General features: G+C 66.8%; 1 protein-coding gene. It reads right to left on the bottom strand.

Translation table 11 applies throughout. The annotated features are described in order from the left end of the window. Positions 1–73: 73 nt before the first annotated feature. The coding region (gene pyk, locus MLGJGCBP_RS47510) for a pyruvate kinase (protein WP_160104051.1) at positions 74–1487 on the bottom strand (1414 nt) is incomplete at its 5' end.

Here is a 1487-nt window from a genome sequence, read left to right as displayed (position 1 = left end):
GACGCCGACAACACCAGGCCCGCACCTCCCACTACCGACGCCGCGGCCACCTCCCATAAGTGCCGTTGCAGTACTAGTGGTCGTCTTCGCCGATTCTGTGGACGTGGATCAGGTTGGTCGAGCCTACGGTGCCCGGCGGCGACCCCGCCACGATCACGACGAGTTCACCCTTCTGGTACCGGCCCAACCCCAGCAACGCGTTGTCGACCTGCCGCACCATCGCATCCGTGCTGTCGACCGGATCGACGATGAACGTCTCCGTCCCCCACGTCAACGACAACTGCGACCGCACCTCCGGCAACGGCGTGAACGCCAGCAACGGCAACGGCGTATGCAACCGCGCCAACCGCCGGACCGTGTCCCCGGACTGCGTGAACGCCACCAACGCCTTCGCATCCAACCGCTCCCCGATGTCACGGGCCGCGTACGAAATCACCCCCCGCTTGGTCCGCGGCACATGCGTCAACGGCGGCACCTGCGTGGACTCGTTCTCCACCGCCTCCACGATCCGCGCCATCGTGCGCACCGTCTCCATCACATACTTCCCCACCGACGTCTCACCGGAGAGCATCACCGCATCCGCACCGTCGAGGACCGCGTTCGCCACATCCGAGGCCTCCGCGCGGGTCGGCCGCGAGTTCTCGATCATCGACTCCAGCATCTGCGTCGCCACGATCACCGGCTTCGCGTTCTCCCGCGCGATCTGAATCGCCCGCTTCTGCACCAGCGGCACCTGCTCGAGCGGCAACTCCACCCCCAGATCACCCCGGGCGACCATCACCGCGTCGAACGCCAGCACGATCGCCTCGAGGTTGTCGATCGCCTCCGGCTTCTCCAGCTTCGCGATCACCGGGATCCGCCGACCCACCCGGTCCATCACCGCGTGCACCAACTCCACATCCGCCGGCGACCGCACGAACGAGAGCGCGATGAAATCGACTCCCAACCCGAGCGCGAACTCGAGGTCGGCGATGTCCTTCTCCGACAACGCCGGGACCGACACGTTCATCCCCGGCAGCGACACACCCTTGTTGTTCGACACCGGGCCGCCCTCGGTGACCCGGCAGATCACGTCGTTGCCCTCCACCCCGGACACGACGAGACCGACCTTGCCGTCGTCGACCAGCAGCCGATCGCCCGGCTTCGCGTCCTCGGCCAACTGCTTGTAGGTGGTCGAGACCCGGTCGTGGGTGCCCTCGCACTCGTCGACGGTGATCCGCACCTCCTCACCGTTGGCCCACGTGGTGCGACCCTCCGCGAACCGGCCCAACCGGATCTTCGGGCCCTGCAGATCGGCCAGGACACCGACCGCCTTGCCCGTCGCGTCCGAGGCCGCCCTCACGCGTTTGTAGTTCTCCTCGTGGTCGGCGTGCTCGCCGTGGCTGAAATTCAGCCGGGCCACGTCCATACCGCTTTCGACGAGCTCGCGAATACGGTCACCGGTGGCGGTAGCAGGTCCAAGTGTGCATACGATCTTCGTGCGTCGG

It is taken from the genome of Rhodococcus sp. T7 (assembly GCF_009872365.1).
Taxonomy (GTDB): Bacteria; Actinomycetota; Actinomycetes; order Mycobacteriales; family Mycobacteriaceae; genus Rhodococcus_F.
Note: the sequence above shows the minus strand (reverse complement) of the source record. Positions and strands in the feature narration are given on the sequence as shown.